Origin of the sequence: Capnocytophaga cynodegmi DSM 19736 (assembly GCF_000379185.1) — a bacterium.
GTDB lineage: Bacteria > Bacteroidota > Bacteroidia > Flavobacteriales > Flavobacteriaceae > Capnocytophaga > Capnocytophaga cynodegmi.
Genome location: NZ_KB900722.1, coordinates 1 through 18,685 on the forward strand (window position 1 = coordinate 1; position 18,685 = coordinate 18,685).

An 18,685-nucleotide genomic window follows, 5' to 3' on the forward strand; every position below is an offset into this window, starting at 1 on the left:
TAAAAAAGCATTATAAAGGTGACTGAATATTTTTTTTTCTGAAAAAGGAAAAATCTCTACTTTATAGCCTTTTTTATCGAATTGATATAAAAAATATATATATATCGTTTTCTTCTAAAAATGAAAAATATAGTTGTTTTTCAAAAGTCAGTAGTTCTACCCCTTCGTTAGAATAGAATATAGTTTTTTCATTATCAAAAGAGGCAATAAAATTTTCATCGGTTATATTAAAACGATAAACCTGTTTCATATCAAAAAAAGTTATTTCTTTCTTGATATTTCCGAAACTATCTATTTCTACTAATTTCTTTTCTTCTTTTAAATAAAGATATAATTTACTTCCTTTATTATTTAAAGAAACCTTTTCTATTTTTTTTATTTGTTTGTACATACTATTCAACTATCTCAAAAATTTGATTAAATATTTTTTCATCATCCAATGCTTGTATCAAATCTTTTGCGTTATCTATATCTACTCCAAAGAGTTTTGATACTTTTTTAGAAAACATATCTTCTTCACCAAATAATTTCTGTATCTCCTCAATGGGAGTGCCATCAGCTTTTTTAAGAGTACTTATTATTTTTTGTTTTAAATTACCTTTATTAACCCCAGAGGTAGTATTAAAAACCCATTTTAGCTCATCAAGTTTTTCAATACTTTGTATGTCTTTTATAAACTGATTTTTGATACTCGAAGGGTACCAACCTGCCCAGTTTTTAAGTTCGTATTTGGTTATTTCTCCTGCGTTTTCTATGGTTGCATCGTATATACGAGCTACTTCTTTGCCATCAATAACCAATGTTTGAGGGGCTTCAAAGCGTAATTTTCCTTGTAAATTCTCTATTTTCTTAGAAAAATACTCCAATTGAAACTTTCCTCCTCTAAACTTCTTCCAGTGCTGTGCCATATCGGTTATTACCTTGTCAAAGCCTGGTACATCTACCAATTTATCCAAAATTTTAGGGTCTATTTTTGCAAATAAATCCTCTATGGATTTTAGTATTTCAGGGTTATATCGATTGGCATCGCTTAATTTCTTTAAATAAGTAGTAACTTTTTGAGGTAAATTTTTGGTCGCATCGGTTGCTTTGTCCAATGCTTCCATCATTTTTTTACTTTTGTTCACTTGTGTTCCTGGCACCAACATTGCTGCCACTTGCACCACCGTTTTTGAGCCAAAATGCGTTAAACGTTCGTTATCGCTCACAATCTCTTGGCTTTCGGCTTTTAATCCTTCCCAAAGTTGGTTCATTCCCTCTTTGGTGAAAACATTGGCAATGGCTTTGCGTTGCTCTTCATCGGTCATTATGCCATAAATACCTTTGATAGCCATTGGTATGCCTACAATCTCGTCTATCACACCATCGGTAGCTCCTCCAACAACAGGTGCAAATTGAGCGTATTCAGGCCACTGCTCGTGTTCTTGATTTTTAGAATACCAAGTACTTTGGTTTATTTGCCCTTCCTCCCAAACATTTTTGGCTATTTTCTGAGAGGCTAACACGGCTTCGGCAAAAGTGCCTATTTGGTCGTGATACAAGGCTTTTGCTTTTTGTGCCAACTTAGCAAACCAGCTTGTCGTTTCTTTGCCTTCCAAGTCTTTAATAACCTCTCTACGAAGCGCTTGAACATCAACCTCAATGCCTCGCCTGTTGGCTTCTTGTTGTAGTTTTTCTACATACTTTTCTAAATATTTGGGCGATACAGCGATGCGTTCTACACCAAGATGCTCTTTTTTGCTGGTGTCAATATGCAGGGTTAGCTCTGCATTATCCTGATTTTCATTTGCTTGAAAACCAGCTGAAAGCAATGTATGGGTTGTGTTTTCGTGTTTTACAACAACAGCTAATTTTACGTCTTTATAAAACGGATTGGAAAGAACTTTTTGTAGTTCGGAAATTACACTATCTTCAAAACAATTTTCTAATTCGCCAGCGATATAGGCTTTATCCTCCTTGTTGATTCGGCTGTTTTTTTCGTAACCACAAAAACTACCCGAGAATTGCAATGCTACATCACATTTGGTAACACTCTGAGCATCACCTACAAGCAAAAAGCCTTCTTGCGTATTTGCTTTTATTACCGAAGAAAATTTTTCGTAATATTGGTTTAATTCCGTTTTGTCGTAGTTTGTACTTAAATTTTTGTTTAAACCTTTCAAGCCAAACGAAATTGCTCCGTCTTCGTGTTCACCTAAAATACATTTATAGTATTTTTTTGAATTTATATCGATAGTTATAATTTCCCCTTCAAGATTTTGTTCTATTTTTTTGGATTCACTTTCACATTCTTTGCATTTTAGGAAAGCCTTACCGCCCAATCCTTGCATTGCTTGGGCAATTCGCAATAAAATGTCCTCATCTTGTTGCAAAGCCCCCTCACTTTGCCCTCCAAAAAAACCTATTTTTAAGGCAGGGTCGTTAATTTGTTTCCAATCAGAATAAGCAAAAGTAGTTTCTTGGGCGTAATCCATTAAGGTTCTGAATGTTCCCTTTTTGGTTTCGTCCTTTTTAAACGGATGTTCCAGCCTAAAAATCCCGTGACCCAACTCGTGAGCAATGGTTCTTGAGTTGCCGTCCAACGCAAACCCAAACTGACCGCCCAAACGCATATAGCCCACCTGTGAGCCTTCCTGTTTGCCTACAAAAACATAATACGTATCCGATTTTATTGTCCTTTGTGATTTGTATTGCGTTATAATATCCTGTTGTTCAGGGCTGTATGTTGAAAGGTCGCCAAAGGCATTTTTCGTATCAATTTTTTCTGTAATAGGAAATATTTTATCAATTGAAATATGCAGTTTTACCCCCACTTTGGCATAAATTCGCTGTATGGCATCAATGTCGATTTGTAAGTTTTCCGCAGTGGGAATAAGCGTTACATTTACCTCTTTTTCAGAGAGATGCACCAGCATACATTTGCCGATAACCTCTTCTTTTTCCGTTTTTGCATTTTTAGCAACCACCCAGAGTTCTTCATCACCAAAATCAAAAAGCCCTTTGCGTGAGATTTCAAAAACGCCTTCTTTTTCTTTTTTCGAATCGACTTTTAGCCCTTTATCCGTCTGAAAATGAAAACTATATCGTAAGGTGTCTTTTTGTTTTATAACTACCTGAAAAACATCGTTTTTGCTCTTTACAAGAGCCTTATAAGGAATTTCCCCTGAAGCATCGAAAGCAAATGCACTCTGCGAAAAGTCCCATTTCACATCAAAATTTTCAGGTTTGGGTTGCCCTTTCGGAAGATTATTTTTCCCTTGATTTTGAGCCAGTTTGGTATCTGCTTTTTCGCCTACGGAAGTTACTTCGCCTTGTTCGTCAAGCGTCCACGTTTTGCCCGAAGCATCGGAAAGCTGGTAGTCCGACCCCACAGGCAGGGTTATCTGCGGAGCGATGCCTGTTTTTTCGTCAGGCTTACCGATTACCGTAATACGTCCGTTTTCGTCTTTTTTGATTTCGGCAATTTCAAAATCAATTTTGTTGGTTTTTACCCCCGCATCGCCGAAAACCTCGCCGATGCCTTCCTGTATAAACTGAACGTTTTTCTCCGTTTTATCATAGGTTGTAACAAGTTTTCCTTCAAAGAGTTGCCGTTCGGAGTTGATTTTTATCCCGTCAAATTTCACTTTGATTTTCGTATCGAGCAGATACGGCACTTGCACGTAGCCCTCCCCCGAGAAAACCCCATTACTGCCCGTAGCTCTGAGTACAGTTACTGGAAAATCACCCGCTACAAAGGTTTCATTCACGCCCAAAACCTCTTGCAAAGGCTCACGATTTCTGATACGTATCTCAGGTTTTACCCCACATTGTACGCTGGTGCTGTCGTTTTGCTTGTGAGGCGTAACAAACTCCTGTTCAGTGCTGTACAGGTACGTCTGTTCGCCAAAAACACCCTGTGTTTGTTGTCCCAATCCACAGGCAACGCCCACTTTGTAAACATAGTTTCTTCCTCGTTTTAAGCCTATGAGGGTCGCCTGTGGGTGGTTGGACATCTGTGATTTCCAGTTCTTTCCTTTTTCGCGATACAAAATTTTATAGAAGCCTCCGTTTTCGCCTGAGTGAGTATTTGCCCGCACCGGCTCGGTGCTCCAGCGGATATTGGCGGTATTATCTTTGGTGATGGCTGTCAAAAACTTCGGAGCCTCGCAATGACTTACGTAATCAAAATAAAACGCTTCCGACTCGCCATTGTTATGAAAAAAAGACTGTCTCTGATTAGGATTGTTCGGGTTTTGGGTAAAAGCACGTACTTTCCATACATAGCGTTTGTTTTCCAGAAGTATGGGTTTATCAGGTCCATACAAAATCGTATTGGAAGGCACTTTGCCTTGATATACCAATCTCCCTGAAATAAAAGCCTCATCAGGGCTTAGGCTATTGTCCCAGACTTCTTTCAGGGTAAACTCGTATTGGGTAAAGGGAGCGGGGTCTCGCAACATCCACTGAAAAACCAAATGTTGAAACTGATTTTTTTTGGAGATAATTTCACCTTTGGCAGGAAGTGTGGGCAGTGGTGGCGTATAACGACGTATTTGTATTAAGGTTCGAGCTTTGGCGGAAAGAGGCGTTTGTGTAGCTACATCATAGGCTGTAAAACACATAAAATAAGCTCCTTCAGGCAATAAATCATTGTAAAAATGCTCTGAAACTCCTTGTAAATTTTCAAAAGCAAAGAGGGGTTTCAGTTCTATATTGGAGAGGGTTTTTCGCACTCCAGAGGTAAGTTGTGTTTGAAAAGGCTGTAGAAAGTTCGGGGTTTGTGCCAGAGGTTGCCCTTGTACGTTTTCCAACGAAAACCCAAGTGCCACATTGCGTATAGGACTATTTAAATCTTTCAAAAGCAGATAGACCTGCATTTTAGGCTCAAAAGTAGCCCAATAGTCTCGTAAACTCTGCTGGTATGGGGGCGTCACAAAAAGCTGCACGTCCACAGGATACTGCTGGGCTTTTAAAAAACTACTTTGGATAACAATCCATACCAATATGACATATTTAATATAACGCATTGTTTTTCTTGTGTGTTTGTATTTTTCAAATCAAGCAAAAGAAAGGAAGAAAAAAGTTATTCTTCTTTCTTGTTAACTTACTAATCCCTAATGTCTATTTCACTATCATTTTTTGTGAGAGTACATCACCTGCTGCTTCTATCAGTATAATGTACTGCCCGGCAGAAAGGGTTGGTTTGTTAAAAGGAAGTATAAAATCGGTTTGCTCTGAAAATTCCTCTGGGGCAAAAAGCTCTCTCCCTAACATATCTATCAGCCGTACCCTAATAGTTGATGCCTTATTTAGTTTGATATGCAACTGATAGGAACCTGAATTGGGGTTGGGCACAATTAAAAACGATTCGATATTTTTTTGTACCTGTATTCCTTGCGAGATGCCCACACGGTCTTTTTCAACAAAAAGCTGTTTTTCAATCACTTTTTGGCATTCTCCCAATGTACCTTTAAGTCCTACACGATAAATCCCCTCTTTAGGAAAACGTACTTCCGCCTCTTGTCTGTTTTGATTTATAACAATCACATCATCCGAAAATTGCCATTGCAAAGCATCTGCTTTTTTAGAAAGATTTATCAACTTTAACGTATAATCATAGTAAGAAGTAGTAGCCACTAAAAAATCAACTTCCAATACCTGAGAACTTTGTTTTACAGTAGTTTTCCCTAAGGCTTTACATCCTTCAGGCGAAGTGGCTTCCACATAATAATCTCCCGCCAAGTGCACTACTAAAGAGGCTTCTGTACCAAGCAAGTTTCCTGAAGCATCCGTCCAACGATAAGTAGCACCGGATATCTGTCCGTCCAGTTCAAATGTATGACTATCCCCTTGACAAAGTGTAACCTCTGTAGATAAACGTAGTTGTAATTTTTCAGGCTGGGTAATTTCAAAGATTTTTTCAATAGGCGGACAATCCCCTTCATCACGAAGTACAATTTTGTAAGTTCCCGCAACAAGATTTTTCACACTTTTTCCGTCTTTGGAAACGCCTTTGGTTAACATTCTCCCTGAAGCGTCATACCACGTATGGGTTACCGTTCCTTTTCCTCCTGAAGTGGTTAAGACAATACTTCCGTTATCATCTCCATAGCAGGTAAGTTGAGTAATCTCTTCGCTATCAATCCTTGCTGCCTCAGGATACGAAAGTACCACTTGCGACTGCACCGAACAGCCCTTGCTATCGCTCACCACTACAAAGTATTTCCCTACCGAAAGCCCCGTAGCGGTTTGGGTGGTTTGCCCGTCGCTCCACTGATAGGTATAAGGAGGCGTTCCTCCTTGAGGCAAGGCTTTGGCAGTCCCTGAAGTGGGTGCCGAACAACGGATTTCGGTACTTTCGGTGATAAGTATCAATCGCTCGGGAAATTTCAGCGTAAAACTACCACTGGTTGTATTGTTTTTTTTTATCCTTAATATCAACACGATATACGCCTTCTGTGAGTTGTTTTAGCAAGGGTTCCGTCTCTCCCAATAACCTTTCAGAATTTCCTGCCTCAACACGATACCACTGGTACTCATACGGAGGTCTGCCTCCTTGTACATATGCATAAAGCTCTCCGTCCTTATTGAGTTTGGGGTCGTTATTGGGGTCATCATTGGCAGGATTACACGAAATCGCCGTTTTCTCAGAAACACTAACTACTAATGGATCTGGCTCATCAATGAAAATCGTTTTCGTGAGAACACAATTATTTTTGTCGGTAATGGTAAGAATGTAATCGCCTTTATCAAGCTGGCTATAATGAACAGTAAATCCTTGTACATTTGTTTGGGTTAAAAATGTGGAAACAACAACTCCGCTTTTGGTTGTTAACGTAAAACGATACGGCTCTGAGAGGGCATCAAAAGGTGTACCACCAGTGAGAATCGCCTGAATTTCTCCGTTTTTAAGCCCAAAACCCGAAACATCTTTCTTAAAAAACAAAGGATTAGGTTCGTTACCATTTTCCTCTGCCTGCTTTTCATTGACAATGGTGATGGGTGCTACAGGTTGGGTAATGGTTATCGTTGTATCTTCTCTTCGGCAATTATGGCTATCTAAAATTCCGATAGTATAATCTCTTGCAGAGAGACCGGTAAGGGTAAATTTATTACCCGTAATATTCAATGTATCACCATCTTTTATGTATCTGTACGGAGGCGTACCCCCTGATACAGAAACTTCTATAGAACCTTCGCTCTCACCGTAACAGACGTTGTTTTTGGAGGTAATTTCCGCTTTTAGTTCAGGAATAGCTACAATACGAAAGGTTTTGTTAAATTCCACACCATCGGAAAAACTTGAGATAGAATCCCTCCCATAGTAATACTTGCCTATGAATTGCAATTGGTACCAATGGAGAGAATCCCTTAGCGAAGCAATGTTGGGTATGGTGATAGTTTTGTTTTTAAAGTTCGCTTTAAATTGCTCATTATCATACGAAATAACAGGATGTCCCGTACTGCTAAATGTACCATTAACCATCGTACCCTGAACAATGGAAAGACTCGCTTTTTCATTTGTATACAACTCTCTATCTAAAACCACTTGAACGCTTCCGTTTTCTTTGGGACAACGAGGCTGTACAGGCTTAAATTCCTTGACCTTAGGAGCTGAAATAGTCACCTTCAACGGAATAACATTCGAAGAAGAGCAAACTTGACCAAAATTATCTTTATCAAACGATACCACTCGAAAATAAACCATTTCACCGATGTGCCGTTCAGCCTCCAATTTACTGCCGAAAATATCTTCAGCTGAAACCGAAAGAATATGTGATTTTGAGGTTTGGGATAAATTTTCCCAGTGGTATTCATAATCATTGATGGTACTATTCCAAGTGCGGGTTTTTGAATATTGATAGTTATATAACTCCAACGGAAAACCCTCCTTAGCCAGTAATTTAACCTTCGTCCCAATAGGTAAATACGCATTGGAAATCGTGTCCCTTAGCTTTTCAGAAGAAAAGATGTGGTTAGGTCTGATTTTGTAGTTGAATTTTAAATCTGCTTTTGCCTGACCATCACCACTTTTGACTTCCCCAAAATGTACAGAGTTAGTTTTACAATAAGAAATATCCTCGTGTGGTATAGTGTCCTCAGCTTTTGAAGTATGCTTACAATTACAGCAAGTAGAAAAAAATTCGTTTCTTGCATCAACTACTCTCCTAAACATCTCAATATAAGCAATATGTTCATCTAATTTGATATTTCTTGCTTCAAATAGAATGTTTAAAAGGCCTAAAAATCTGGCACTAACACGATTAGTATAGAAAACAGTTTTAGAGTTTTTTCCCCCTTTATAAACAACTTTTATATAAGTCTCGGAGGCACATAACTCATCTTTAACTTCATGTATTACATTGATATCAGTCAAATCAATGTAATACATAGGTTCTTTCTCTTGTGCAATACAAATATTGATTAATAGTAAGAATAATATAAAGATTCTATTCATAATGAGCTAAATTATAGTCGCAAAAATAAAAAAATTATCTTAATTTATTTGCTTGATTTACTTTTTTTTATACTTTTGTCATAGTAATTTTTAAAAGCAATTTCATATGAAAAAAATTTTAACATCAGTGGTTGCCATTTTGGCGATTTCTCTGTATTCTTGTGGGAAAGATGATAAGAAAAATGACGCACCAAATCCGCTAATTGGTGAGTGGACATTACAATCACAATCAGAAGGTGGTAAAGAGTTTAAGGAAGAATGCCAAGAGTACACCTATTTTCTTTTTACTGAAAAAGATGTTGAAACTCACCAGTTTATAAAAAAAGGGGACGTTTGTGTAGATAATTTTAAAGATAAGGTTCCCTACACTATTTCAAACAATCAAATTCATGGCGAAGCAAATGGTCAAAAAGCAAGTATACCTTTTTCAGTTAAAGATGATATTTTAACAATTACCCTAGGTACCATTACTCAGACCTACAAAAAAAATGCTCGTAAAACTCCCCCTGCTGTACCTGTTAATCCTTTTGTAGGAACTTGGAAACTAGAAAACCTTATTATTGGTGATGAAAACGGAATAGATGAATGTATTAAACAGACTACTTATACTTTTACTGATAAAAACCTAAAAGCAACTTGGGTACAAAGAAATGATAATTCAACAGGTTGTGAATCAAAAGTAGCAGAAGGACCATATTCAATTTTAGAAAATAAGGTAGTTACAAAGGAAGGAGAAAAAAACATTGAGTACACATTCTTAATTAAAGATAATACTTTGACCCTTTCTGGTATGACGGAAGACACTAAAAAACCTTTTATAATGACATTTAAAAAACAATAACTTTGTTTACTTTAAAAAATACAAAAACCTCCCAATTATTTATTAGGAGGTTTTTTTGCTATATTCCAAATTCTTTTACAAAAACCTCAATTTTCTCGGTAGGTGTGGGGCTTTGGTCTTGCAGGATTACTTTTATCAGATATTGGTAGGTTGTATCGGGGGCTATGTCAGTATCTTCCACCGAAGTTACAGGCTGGGAAAAACTCCGCCAGAGGGTCGGTTTTTCGCCTTTGATAGCTTTGTAAATCACTATTTCACTGATAGCTACCTTTAGTTTATCCCACCGAAGCTCTATTTTCCCTTGTCCAACACGGCTATTAAGTCCGCGAAGCACCCGAGTATCCGTCAGCGGATTGTGATGAATGTGAATCACAGGAGCATACTCTGAAAAATTACCACTTCTGTCCTCTGCCCTAAGCGAATACACAAATGTTCCTGAAAGAGTTACAGGTTCTTTATACGTATAGCTTTCCTGATGGCTATGCTTTTCGGAGTGGATTTTGTGCCATTGTGTTGCCTCTTTTTCCTTTCGGTAAAGGTGATAGTGAGTTACATCATCATCAAAACTTTGCTGCCAAGTGATTTTCCAATGGTTTTTCTCCTGCGTATACCCCGTGAAAATCGGTGTTGAAGGCGGAATTTTATCAGGTTTGGTCAATTCCAAAATTTCAGAACGTGAGGATTCATTCTTGCGAAAATCAATCGCCGTTACAGTGTAAAATATTTTTTTATTGAGATTTTTAAGCGACAGCGTATCCGTAAAATACGTATCAGTAATGTGCGACCCTGTAATACGCATCATTTCTTCTTCTTTTTGATTGGCTCGAAATACGTAATATCCCATCAAATCAACTTCCACATTGGCTTTCCATTGCAAACGAACAATCCCCAGAGAATCAATAGTTCCAGTAAGTTGCTGTACTTCAAGCGGTGGCGTATCATCTTCGGGTTGTACCAGCATTGCAAAAGAATCTTGCTGTGAGCCGTCTCTGCCAAAGGTTCGGATTTTGTAATAATTAGAAGGAGTTGAAAGTGAATGCACTACACTTCGCTCTGAAACAGGAATCTCATCTTTCACAATACGATATTCTTTGTCATTGGCAGAATGAAGCAAAGCAAAATGTGTGATTTCATTTTCGTTTTCCTTCGGGAAATTCCACATAATACGATATTGATTGTCCGTAATGGCTTGTATTTTTGAAAGTTGAGCTGCAATACTGAGAGATTTGATACCTTTTCCGCTTACAACTTCTGTGTAAGGACTATAACTCCCAAAAATGGTTTTTCCTCGCAAACGATACGAAAATTCTTTATCATTTTGTGAAAGTGAATCAATATAAATCATCGTGGAGGCATTCGCACCTTGATTCATATTTACCACCGGAAGTTCGCTAATAGACTTGAAATCCGTTTTCCCTTCTGCCTTCTCCAGAAAATAATAGCTATATAAACTGCTCAGCGTTTTATAATCCCACGTAAGAAGTACTTTTTGGTCTTGAAAGAAGGCATTAAAATCAAGCGGAGTAGGAAGCGGTTCGTACTCCTGTAGACTTGCCATAACACTTCCTGCTTCAAGTGAAAGTTTTTCATTGGGTAGCAGATGAATTTTATAAAAATATTTCTCGTTTTTTTTGACCTGCTTGTCCACGTAGCCCCAACCCGCAAACCGAGCCACCTCAAAATCCAAATCGGCAGCCATTAGTGCAAAGGAAAAACGCTGTTCAATTTCTTTGGCTTTGTTGACAATCCCTTCGATGGCATTTTGGTTGGAACTCATTGCCACCTGAAAATCTTCTCCATAGATAGCTTGTGCCACAATGGCTGCATTATCGTTTTGTTCCACTAGCGATTGCCACACTTCCAACTTGGGTACCATAAAAGTTCCCAAGTCCAATCGCTCAGGGGCGGATAGCAACTTTCCGTCACGTAAAATGGTAAAGCGTTCCAGCCGAAAACCTATCGTATTGGATTTCTGCCAAGCCAAAGGAGCATCCACCGCCCACCGCAAACAAATGGCATCACTTCGGGTTTCCTTAACTAATTGCAATGAAGCTTTTTCTTGTGAAAAAATTTCAGTACTAAGCATCAAAATCGTAATAAGTATGCATCTAAAAGGTATCATTCAATTGATTTTTTTTATATTTTTTAATTCGTTTGTCAGAATATTGATATCGCGTCATTCTTAATCTTCTGTTTGTGTAGAAGCTTTGTGATAAAAATCGGCTAACAATATGGAAATATAATCCATTTTTTCTTTTATGGTAATATTCTTTTGCAACGTTTCATAGATATCTTCTTTATGAAGTTGTCCAAAGTTTTGCAAAAGACCTTTTTCTTCTATAACATCTTGCAGGGTAAGCCCCTCAAGCTGTTGCATCATCCACAAATGATTGACATAGCCTTCCTCTGCTTTACGGAATTCGGCTTCCAACTGAGGTGTTTTTTCCTTATCCCATTGTTGTTTTTTGGCAAATAAATTACTTTTTAAATAACCATCAGCTCGATAAGCCTGTCGATACAGATTTTGTAAGCATCGGAAAACAAACATTCGGTAATCTTGTTCCAATTTTTCTTCAGGAGAAAGTATTTTTCTTTCTTTTATGTTATTTTTCTCCTCATCCCTTGTGTCTTTTTTCTTATCCCTTGTATCTTCTTCCTTGTCTCTTGTATCTTTTTTCTTATCCCTTGTATCTTTTTTCTTATCCCTTGTATCTTCTTCCTTGTCCCTTGTATCTTTTTTCTTATCCCTTGTATCTTTTTCCTTGTCCCTTGTATCTTTTTCCTTGTCCCTTGTATCTTTTTCCTTGTCCCTTGTGTCTTTTTCCTTGTCCCTTGTATCTTTTTCCTTGTCCCTTGTATCTTTTTCCTTGTTCCTTGTATCTTTTTCCTTGTCCCTTGTATCTTTTTTCTTATCCCTTGTATCTTTTTTCTTATCCCTTGTATCTTTTTTCTTATCCCTTGTATCTTTTTCTTTCTTCTTAAATCTAAACTTAGGTAAAGGTATTTCTTTTTTATCAAAATGATAAGTGTAACCAATACTGATGTTACTTTCCTGCCCTCTTTGTTGATTATTTGAAGAATGGCTATTTCGGAAAGATTGTACAGCACTGAGAGTAAACTGGTGATTTTTCCAAGGTGAATATCCTGCTCCTAACTGAATATTTGCAGTATTTACTTGTGTATGAGCACTTACAGAACGACTATAATTACCACCCAAAGATGTAGAAAGTTTGTCCTCAAAAAAGCTTTTAGTCACTAAAATTGAAGGACCGAAAATTTGTGATTTTTCACGAGCTACCCAATTGTGTGTATAGTTTAGTGAAGGTGTTATAGAAAGTTTCTCGTTGGGAAACAATAGCGAATAATTTATTCCTGCATTATGAAATCGGGAAATACCTCCTCTGCGAACAACATCATTCTCTCGATTTACCACATCATTCAGCGTGTAATTCAATGTCAATTGTTGGTTTTCGGAAAGAGTATAAGCAAGATTGATTGCTACGTTTTGTGAGACCTGTCTGTAACGAATCGAATCCTGAGGTTGCTCATATAACTGCGGATTGTTGAGCTTTTCAAAAGGATTCATTTGCCTGTTGGTAAACATCGTAAAATTGCTATAACTACCTGTCAATGTCAATGATTGACTCACTTTTGCCGATACATTCATTGAGCCCACCCATTGATTGGATTGTTTAACTTTCTGACCACTAAGATTATCTCGTTGCTTTCCAACACTCCCCGAAACCATTACATTGCCTTGAAAAAGATGCATCGAACCATTTAGGGTAATGTTTTCCATATCGTTTACAAAATAGTACGCTCCAAGAGTTTTATAATCAGGAGCTACCGATTCATAACGTAATCCAACACTGGCTTTGCCTATCAAAAAGTTGATACCCGTGTTATAGGCCGCATAATTTTTAGGCGGTTCGTTTACATATGAAAACATACTAAGAGCATATTCACCAAAAACCTCTACAAAATGTAAGGGTTTGTATTTTCCCAACAAAGAATAGGTTTGGTTTTCCAACGGATATATTTTCTTTTCGTCAGGAATAGGCATTACAAGCGAATTTGGTTTATCTTTGGCAAAAAAGAGTATCCCTCCTACTTCTATGTCGTCGTTCTTGTACATCAACTTGGCTCCATAACCCCAACGCTCGTAGGTAGGTACAGTCTGCGGATTTCCATCATACTCTATCGCTTTTTGTAATCGACCACCCATTAAGGATGCCTTAACAGGAAATTTTTCCGGATTTAGTTCCAAGCCACCTCCCGTAAACTGCAAACCATTGAAGGTATAGGGAGAAAAACTCATACTTACATCTCCTATGTGGGCTTGTATCCACTTGTACTTGGGGTGTAAACTTAGTCTGTTGAATTTAAAAGGTATTTGATAACCAAACTTACTGCCTTGATTGGTAAAACGATAGCTAAAAGGAATCGTCCAATTGTAAATCCCAAGATTGATGTTCCCACTTAGAAAATATAAGAATGGGGTATTTTGTACAACTTGCCCATTTTCTGAGGAATGTGTGTAGACACCATTGGCAGAGGCACTCCCTGAAATGGAAAACGGATTCTTTTTGAACGTTTCTTCGGTACGGCTGCCGATATTCTCCAAATCTATCTGCTGGGAGAATCCCAAAGTACTCAGCAAAAACCATAATCCAAAAAACAAAATCCTTAATTTCATAATCTTACATAATTAAAATGAAATTATGGTATCTTCTGTATTTTTATATCTGCCAATAGATAGGATTGTGTACCTTCACTTATGTATTCCTTTATTTTGACAGCTCCTTTTCTTCCATCAGAAGTTTGGAAAAGTACAATTCTGGGAATCAAATCTTTATTAAAAGGAGCTTGATTTTTGTGAGAAATTACATCTATCAGAGCAATCGCATTGCCTAAACTCAATCGGTCAAAACCATCAACATCTAACAAAGTTTGTCCTACATTTTCTTGCTTGTTGATAAAATGACTTGGTGTAGCTCCAGGAATTTTTTCGAAGACAGTTTCTTGAACTTTATCGGGAGAAAGAAAAACATTATAGGAGAAAGAAGAATTCTGCCCAAAATAAACAAAATCAATAAGTTTTCCAGTTTCAGAGGTAATTTCTTCTGCAGTTAATATTCTTCCCAAATAAGAAGAAAAAAAGCAACCGATAGTATTTTGAGCCGTATTGACACCCAATTTCATATCTGTAAAAGTCAATAAATTATCTCCCTTTTTAACGATGATTTCCTTGCTTAAAGAAAGGGTTTGTTTATCGTTTTTTGCAGTCAGAGTAATTTGATATTTTCCTTCATCAGTAAGTAAAAAACTCGGATTTTCTTCAGTGCTTTCTTGCGTAGAAATTCCGTTAGTAACTTGCCAATGATATCCTAAAGTAGCATTCTTAGTTTGGTTGATCAAAAAAATACGTACAGGAGCTTGGTAATTTTCAAAATATTCATTTTTCCAACCAAAAGCAACCTCCAAAGGCGGATGTACACGAATGTTTTTTTCCATTCTTTCACGTTGAGAATGGTTAATCACCTCCAAACTTATCGTAAATTCTCCTTCTTGATTAAAAACTACAATCGGATTTTTTTCAGAACTATACTCGGGAGTACCCCCCTGAAAATGCCATTGATAAGCCTCCGCTCCTTGGCTATTGTTTTGCATTACCAGTGTAAGAGGAGCGTACAAACTCCCTTGTTGTTGCCAATCAAAAGAAGCTACCAACTCTGCAAATGCAGTAAAATGTTTTTGAAATGTTTTTTGTTCTCCATCAACATTTGATGTATGCAAGGTTATCGTGTGGGTACCCGGCTGTCTGTAAACGATTTCTTCAGGATGCATTCCGTCCGACGAAGTATAGCTACCCCCCGGAAACTCCCACTTAAAAGTGTCAGCTCCTTGTACTTTGTTGAGCATCCTAACCCGCATAGGAACGTTATATCGCTCCCCCACAACCAAAACCTCAAAATTACCTTCAATAGGAATATTTTGCTCTACAGCACAACCCAAAAGCACAACAAAAAAGACACAAAAATATCCAATCCTGCTGAAAATCATCGTAGCAATATTTTATATATCAACGGCAAAATTAAGAAAAGATATCATTCATCAAAAAAATTAACACTTCTCCCAAGACAAACGTATTGAAATTGGGAACTTACTTTATATCATTTTTCCCTTATTACCTCTATTGTGACCAATTCTAAAAATGAATCTTAACCACTTTAACAACGCCCAAATATACAATCTTCATTTATTTCATTCACATCTTCCACCAATCTTCCTGATGATTTTATTTATTAAAACCAAAACCCTACCTTTGCCAAACATTGAAAACATCAATCTTAAAATGACAGTAGCCGATTCTATAGAAGATTATAAAAGGTTAGATATCAAGAATATTTTTAATTATGAAGAATTTCATAAAATCCTCATAACGAGTCATTCTACCCGTATCGAAGGTTCTACCCTTACCTACGAAGAATGCATTGAACTCATACAAAAAGGCAACACTCCCGGAGGGAAAAATATTCTGTTTTCAAACCAAACCTTAGACCATCATCAAGCTCTGAATTTCATTATAAAAGAAGCCGACATCGGTCGAAATATATCCAAAGCATTCATACAAGAAATTGTTGCAAAAGTGATGAGATGCACAGGAGAACTCTTTACAAACATCAACGGAACCGTAGATGCCTCCAAAGGCGAATTCCGAAAAGCCAATGTTGCCGCAGGCTCAGCCTCTTTTATGCATTATAGTAAGGTTGTACCCGCAGTGGACAATTTAGTCAAAGAACTAAACGATAATTTTGACAGTCAAAAAGATAGCCTTTCTCAATTGGAGTTTTCTTTCTATGCACATTATCAATTGGTGAACATTCATCCCTTTTTAGATGGAAATGGACGCACTTCAAGGCTTTTGATGAATTTTATACAACGAAAATACCAATTACCGTTGGGTTTTGTATTTGCAGAAGACAGATTCCAATATTACGATGCTTTAAATTCCGTAAGAAAGACAGAAAGCTTTCGTGAATATTACGATTTTATGTTCAGTCAATACCAAAAATATCTGCAAACAGAAATTGATAAACAAAAGAAAATCAGACAAGAGAAAGAGCTACCTTTTAAGTTTGGGCGCAACAAATAATTTGGTGATTTTTTATCACTTGTTACTTTTTTAACTTGCTTTTTTGTTATTTGTTACTTGTCACTTGTCACCTTTTATTTGTTCCTTGTTATTCCTTCCTCGCATCAAATCCCGATTTGAAATGCACCAGTTTGCTACCTTCGCTCGGGTTCTTTCGCACAAATTCCTGCATCATTTTTGTGTTGTTTTCCAAATCATTTATGTAGGTTTTCTCATAAATCCCTTTGCCTTCATTATCTATCTCTCTTAGCAATTCTTCGCGGACTTCCATCCTCGTTCTGACGCTCTCCGCAAACCAATATTTTGCAGAAAAAGAAGTAATTACCAAAATCACAATGGAAAGAATCAAAATCCCAATGCTTCCATTGACGTTATTTTTTAGACTCTTTAGTTTGTTCTCAAACTGGTCTAATCTATCAATAGCCTGTTTCGACAAATCCAATTTGGTAGCCTTAAGCTTTTCCAAAAACCGAATACGTTCCTCTTTTTCCTCTTTCACAAGACTTTCCATATCTCTCAACAAAGGTTTTATACCTCTAAGAGTCGATTCATTTTCCCCCAGAAGATTCAAAAAATCCTCATATAAAGAAGTCAGCTTTGCAGATTCTTCAATGTGCTTTTCATTGCTTTTAATCACTCTTTTTAGCAATTCCAAACCATCATCCTGAGGTTGATTTTCTGTGTTTTTCATTGTGTTTTCCATTAAATTTTTCATATCCATTTATTTTTTAAAATTACGTTTCTTCTTTCTAACAAGTTCATCATCAGCAGATACATACGTGGGGCACAAAAGATTTTTAAGCAAGCCATTTTCTCTTTCTTCAGAGTTTTCTTCAAAATATGTTGCTGTAGTTTCTCCTTTTTCTTTTAAATTTTTTAAGGTGTTAAACATTTCCGAGTTTTTATTTATCATCTCTTTGATGTCTTTAATTTTCAATTGATTAGTGATTTCAGAAAGTTTATATCCCGGCAGATATTCTCTTTGCGTTTGGTCGTTAATGTCCGTGTGTTTCACAATTCGCATTCCGGAGATTCCTACTTTTACGTTTTCCGAAAATGTGACCCGATAGCCTTGTTGGTGCATTTTGGCAATTAGTTCTTCAAAACTTTTGGCGGTTCTTAAACACATTTTCAGAGCGCCAAGCATTTCTGCCTTCTTTTCCTTGCCAATTTCCACATCCGTTTTTAAGTGCATTTCTTTGCAAACCTCCCGCACGGCTGCTCCAAAACGTTCGCCGATATTGTGTGCTTTAACGGTATTCTTTCCGCAGGTATTCATCCGATTAACAATAAAGTGAATATGTTTCTGTTTGGTTGCATTGTGGATGTCCAATCGAATTTGGTTGTCTTCCATCACACCCACTTTCCGAAGTGCTTTCAAGGTCAAATCAACCAATTGTTGGTCTGTAAGTGCATCACCGATGGATTTTTCGGGGGAAATATATCCCGTAAGTGCCCAATTCTTTACCTTAGGATTTCTATTCGCCACAGCTTTCATTTCTTTAAACTGATGTTCAGCATTTTCAGAAAGTAAATTGTTGCTATACACCATCCGAGCGGTTCCCTTATCGTTGCCGTTATATTCCACAGCGATTTTGGAAATTTTTCGAGTCGTTGCCGAGTTATTCATTTTATTCTTTTTTATTTTTGCCCCCTTTCATATAAATATCTATAAATAAGCTTGGTAACCTTTTCGATTTCTTTCAAAATTTCCTGTTTGTTTTCCAACTTTGAAAATTCACGGTTTCGCAGCAGATTTTTAATCCTTACAAAATGAGTTCCGTAGGACAAAAGCACTTCGTCCGTTTTAAATTCATTGATTTTCAGTTCTTTTTCCGTAATCAGCAATCGAACGTATTTTGATAATTTCAGATTCAGCCTTTGAGCGTTTTCGTTTACCTTTTGATATTCTTTTGGGGTGAGCCGTACAGAAATCAATTTTGAAAAAAGAGGCGTATTTTTCCTTGCCAGTCCTCCTTTTCTGCCGATATCCCGAAAATGATTTTTCTTTTTTTCTTCTGCATTTTTTTGCTCTTGATGCTCGAAAATTTGGGTGACAAATTCTTTTAAAAAATCCTGTTTCATATCGCTAATTATTAGATTCTAGTTACTTACAATGTGTTTTCGACGATAGGAGAAAACCAAAAAGACCCATACTCTACATTAAAGACCCATGCTTTTTGTAAACAATGGGTACTTTTTGCACTCAAAAACAAGCAAAACTTTTCTGCATAGGTTGCAGAAAGAA

General features: G+C 37.1%; 12 protein-coding genes. 2 read left to right on the top strand and 10 right to left on the bottom strand.

What is annotated here, in order from left to right; all coding sequences use genetic code 11:
- Positions 1–73 precede the first annotated feature (73 nt).
- The 4 genes from YW9_RS0107195 to YW9_RS0107210 all read right to left on the bottom strand — a co-directional run bounded on the left by YW9_RS0107195 (position 74) and on the right by YW9_RS0107210 (position 8,440).
- Entirely contained in the window at positions 74–391 is a 318-nt protein-coding gene (locus tag YW9_RS0107195; protein ID WP_018279508.1) for a hypothetical protein, read from the bottom strand.
- Between the two features lies 1 nt (position 392).
- Complete coding sequence (locus YW9_RS13600; protein ID WP_018279509.1) at positions 393–5,009, bottom strand: fibronectin type III domain-containing protein; 4,617 nt, start codon at positions 5,007–5,009, stop codon at positions 393–395.
- A 94-nt stretch (positions 5,010–5,103) separates the two neighbouring features.
- Complete coding sequence (locus YW9_RS0107205) at positions 5,104–6,423, bottom strand: T9SS type A sorting domain-containing protein (protein WP_026193892.1); 1,320 nt, start codon at positions 6,421–6,423, stop codon at positions 5,104–5,106.
- Positions 6,383–8,440, bottom strand: a complete 2,058-nt coding sequence (locus YW9_RS0107210) for a SprB repeat-containing protein (protein ID WP_026193893.1) — start codon at positions 8,438–8,440, stop codon at positions 6,383–6,385. The genes YW9_RS0107205 and YW9_RS0107210 overlap by 41 nt, the downstream gene beginning before the upstream one ends.
- 106 nt (positions 8,441–8,546) lie before the next feature.
- Between YW9_RS0107210 and YW9_RS0107215 the strand changes: the two genes are divergently transcribed.
- Positions 8,547–9,281, top strand: coding sequence for a lipocalin-like domain-containing protein (locus YW9_RS0107215; RefSeq protein ID WP_018279510.1), 735 nt, complete (start codon positions 8,547–8,549; stop codon positions 9,279–9,281).
- A gap of 58 nt (positions 9,282–9,339) precedes the next feature.
- On the opposite strand, the gene YW9_RS0107220 is transcribed toward YW9_RS0107215, so the two are convergent.
- From YW9_RS0107220 to YW9_RS0107230, 3 genes are read right to left on the bottom strand one after another with little or no spacing between them, the layout of a single operon-like run.
- On the bottom strand, positions 9,340–11,403 hold the full coding sequence (locus YW9_RS0107220) for a fibronectin type III domain-containing protein (protein ID WP_040353928.1): 2,064 nt from the start codon (positions 11,401–11,403) through the stop codon (positions 9,340–9,342).
- 60 nt (positions 11,404–11,463) lie between these two features.
- Positions 11,464–13,977 carry a TonB-dependent receptor gene (locus tag YW9_RS0107225; RefSeq protein WP_018279512.1) on the bottom strand — a complete coding sequence of 838 codons (2,514 nt, stop codon included), beginning with the start codon at positions 13,975–13,977 and terminating at the stop codon, positions 11,464–11,466.
- 23 nt (positions 13,978–14,000) lie between these two features.
- Positions 14,001–15,344: a PKD domain-containing protein gene (locus tag YW9_RS0107230; protein ID WP_018279513.1), complete on the bottom strand. Its 1,344-nt coding sequence runs from the start codon at positions 15,342–15,344 to the stop codon at positions 14,001–14,003.
- A 151-nt stretch (positions 15,345–15,495) separates the two neighbouring features.
- Here YW9_RS0107230 and YW9_RS0107235 point away from each other — a divergent pair, with 151 nt between their 5' ends.
- The gene (locus tag YW9_RS0107235) at positions 15,496–16,437 is read left to right on the top strand and encodes a Fic family protein (protein ID WP_235697824.1); all 942 of its coding nucleotides are present in this window, start codon (positions 15,496–15,498) and stop codon (positions 16,435–16,437) included.
- Positions 16,438–16,525: 88 nt separating this feature from the next.
- On the opposite strand, the gene YW9_RS0107240 is transcribed toward YW9_RS0107235, so the two are convergent.
- From YW9_RS0107240 to YW9_RS0107250, 3 genes are read right to left on the bottom strand one after another with little or no spacing between them, the layout of a single operon-like run.
- Positions 16,526–17,152, bottom strand: a complete 627-nt coding sequence (locus YW9_RS0107240) for a hypothetical protein (protein WP_155848742.1) — start codon at positions 17,150–17,152, stop codon at positions 16,526–16,528.
- 6 nt (positions 17,153–17,158) lie between these two features.
- Entirely contained in the window at positions 17,159–18,067 is a 909-nt protein-coding gene (locus YW9_RS0107245; protein WP_018279516.1) for a relaxase/mobilization nuclease domain-containing protein, read from the bottom strand.
- Positions 18,068–18,078: 11 nt separating this feature from the next.
- Positions 18,079–18,522: a plasmid mobilization protein gene (locus YW9_RS0107250; RefSeq protein WP_018279517.1), complete on the bottom strand. Its 444-nt coding sequence runs from the start codon at positions 18,520–18,522 to the stop codon at positions 18,079–18,081.
- Between the last annotated feature and the right edge of the window lie 163 nt (positions 18,523–18,685).

What these genes read in the sequence shown, in the direction of transcription:
- YW9_RS0107195 (WP_018279508.1), bottom strand. Translation starts at nt 391, where the DNA reads ATGTACAAACAAATAAAAAAAATAGAAAAGGTTTCTTTAAATAATAAA.
- YW9_RS13600 (WP_018279509.1), bottom strand. Translation starts at nt 5,009, where the DNA reads ATGCGTTATATTAAATATGTCATATTGGTATGGATTGTTATCCAAAGT.
- YW9_RS0107210 (WP_026193893.1), bottom strand. Translation starts at nt 8,440, where the DNA reads ATGAATAGAATCTTTATATTATTCTTACTATTAATCAATATTTGTATT.
- YW9_RS0107215 (WP_018279510.1), top strand. Translation starts at nt 8,547, where the DNA reads ATGAAAAAAATTTTAACATCAGTGGTTGCCATTTTGGCGATTTCTCTG.
- YW9_RS0107220 (WP_040353928.1), bottom strand. Translation starts at nt 11,403, where the DNA reads ATGATACCTTTTAGATGCATACTTATTACGATTTTGATGCTTAGTACT.
- YW9_RS0107225 (WP_018279512.1), bottom strand. Translation starts at nt 13,977, where the DNA reads ATGAAATTAAGGATTTTGTTTTTTGGATTATGGTTTTTGCTGAGTACT.
- YW9_RS0107230 (WP_018279513.1), bottom strand. Translation starts at nt 15,344, where the DNA reads ATGATTTTCAGCAGGATTGGATATTTTTGTGTCTTTTTTGTTGTGCTT.
- YW9_RS0107235 (WP_235697824.1), top strand. Translation starts at nt 15,496, where the DNA reads ATGAATCTTAACCACTTTAACAACGCCCAAATATACAATCTTCATTTA.
- YW9_RS0107240 (WP_155848742.1), bottom strand. Translation starts at nt 17,152, where the DNA reads ATGAAAAATTTAATGGAAAACACAATGAAAAACACAGAAAATCAACCT.
- YW9_RS0107245 (WP_018279516.1), bottom strand. Translation starts at nt 18,067, where the DNA reads ATGAATAACTCGGCAACGACTCGAAAAATTTCCAAAATCGCTGTGGAA.
- YW9_RS0107250 (WP_018279517.1), bottom strand. Translation starts at nt 18,522, where the DNA reads ATGAAACAGGATTTTTTAAAAGAATTTGTCACCCAAATTTTCGAGCAT.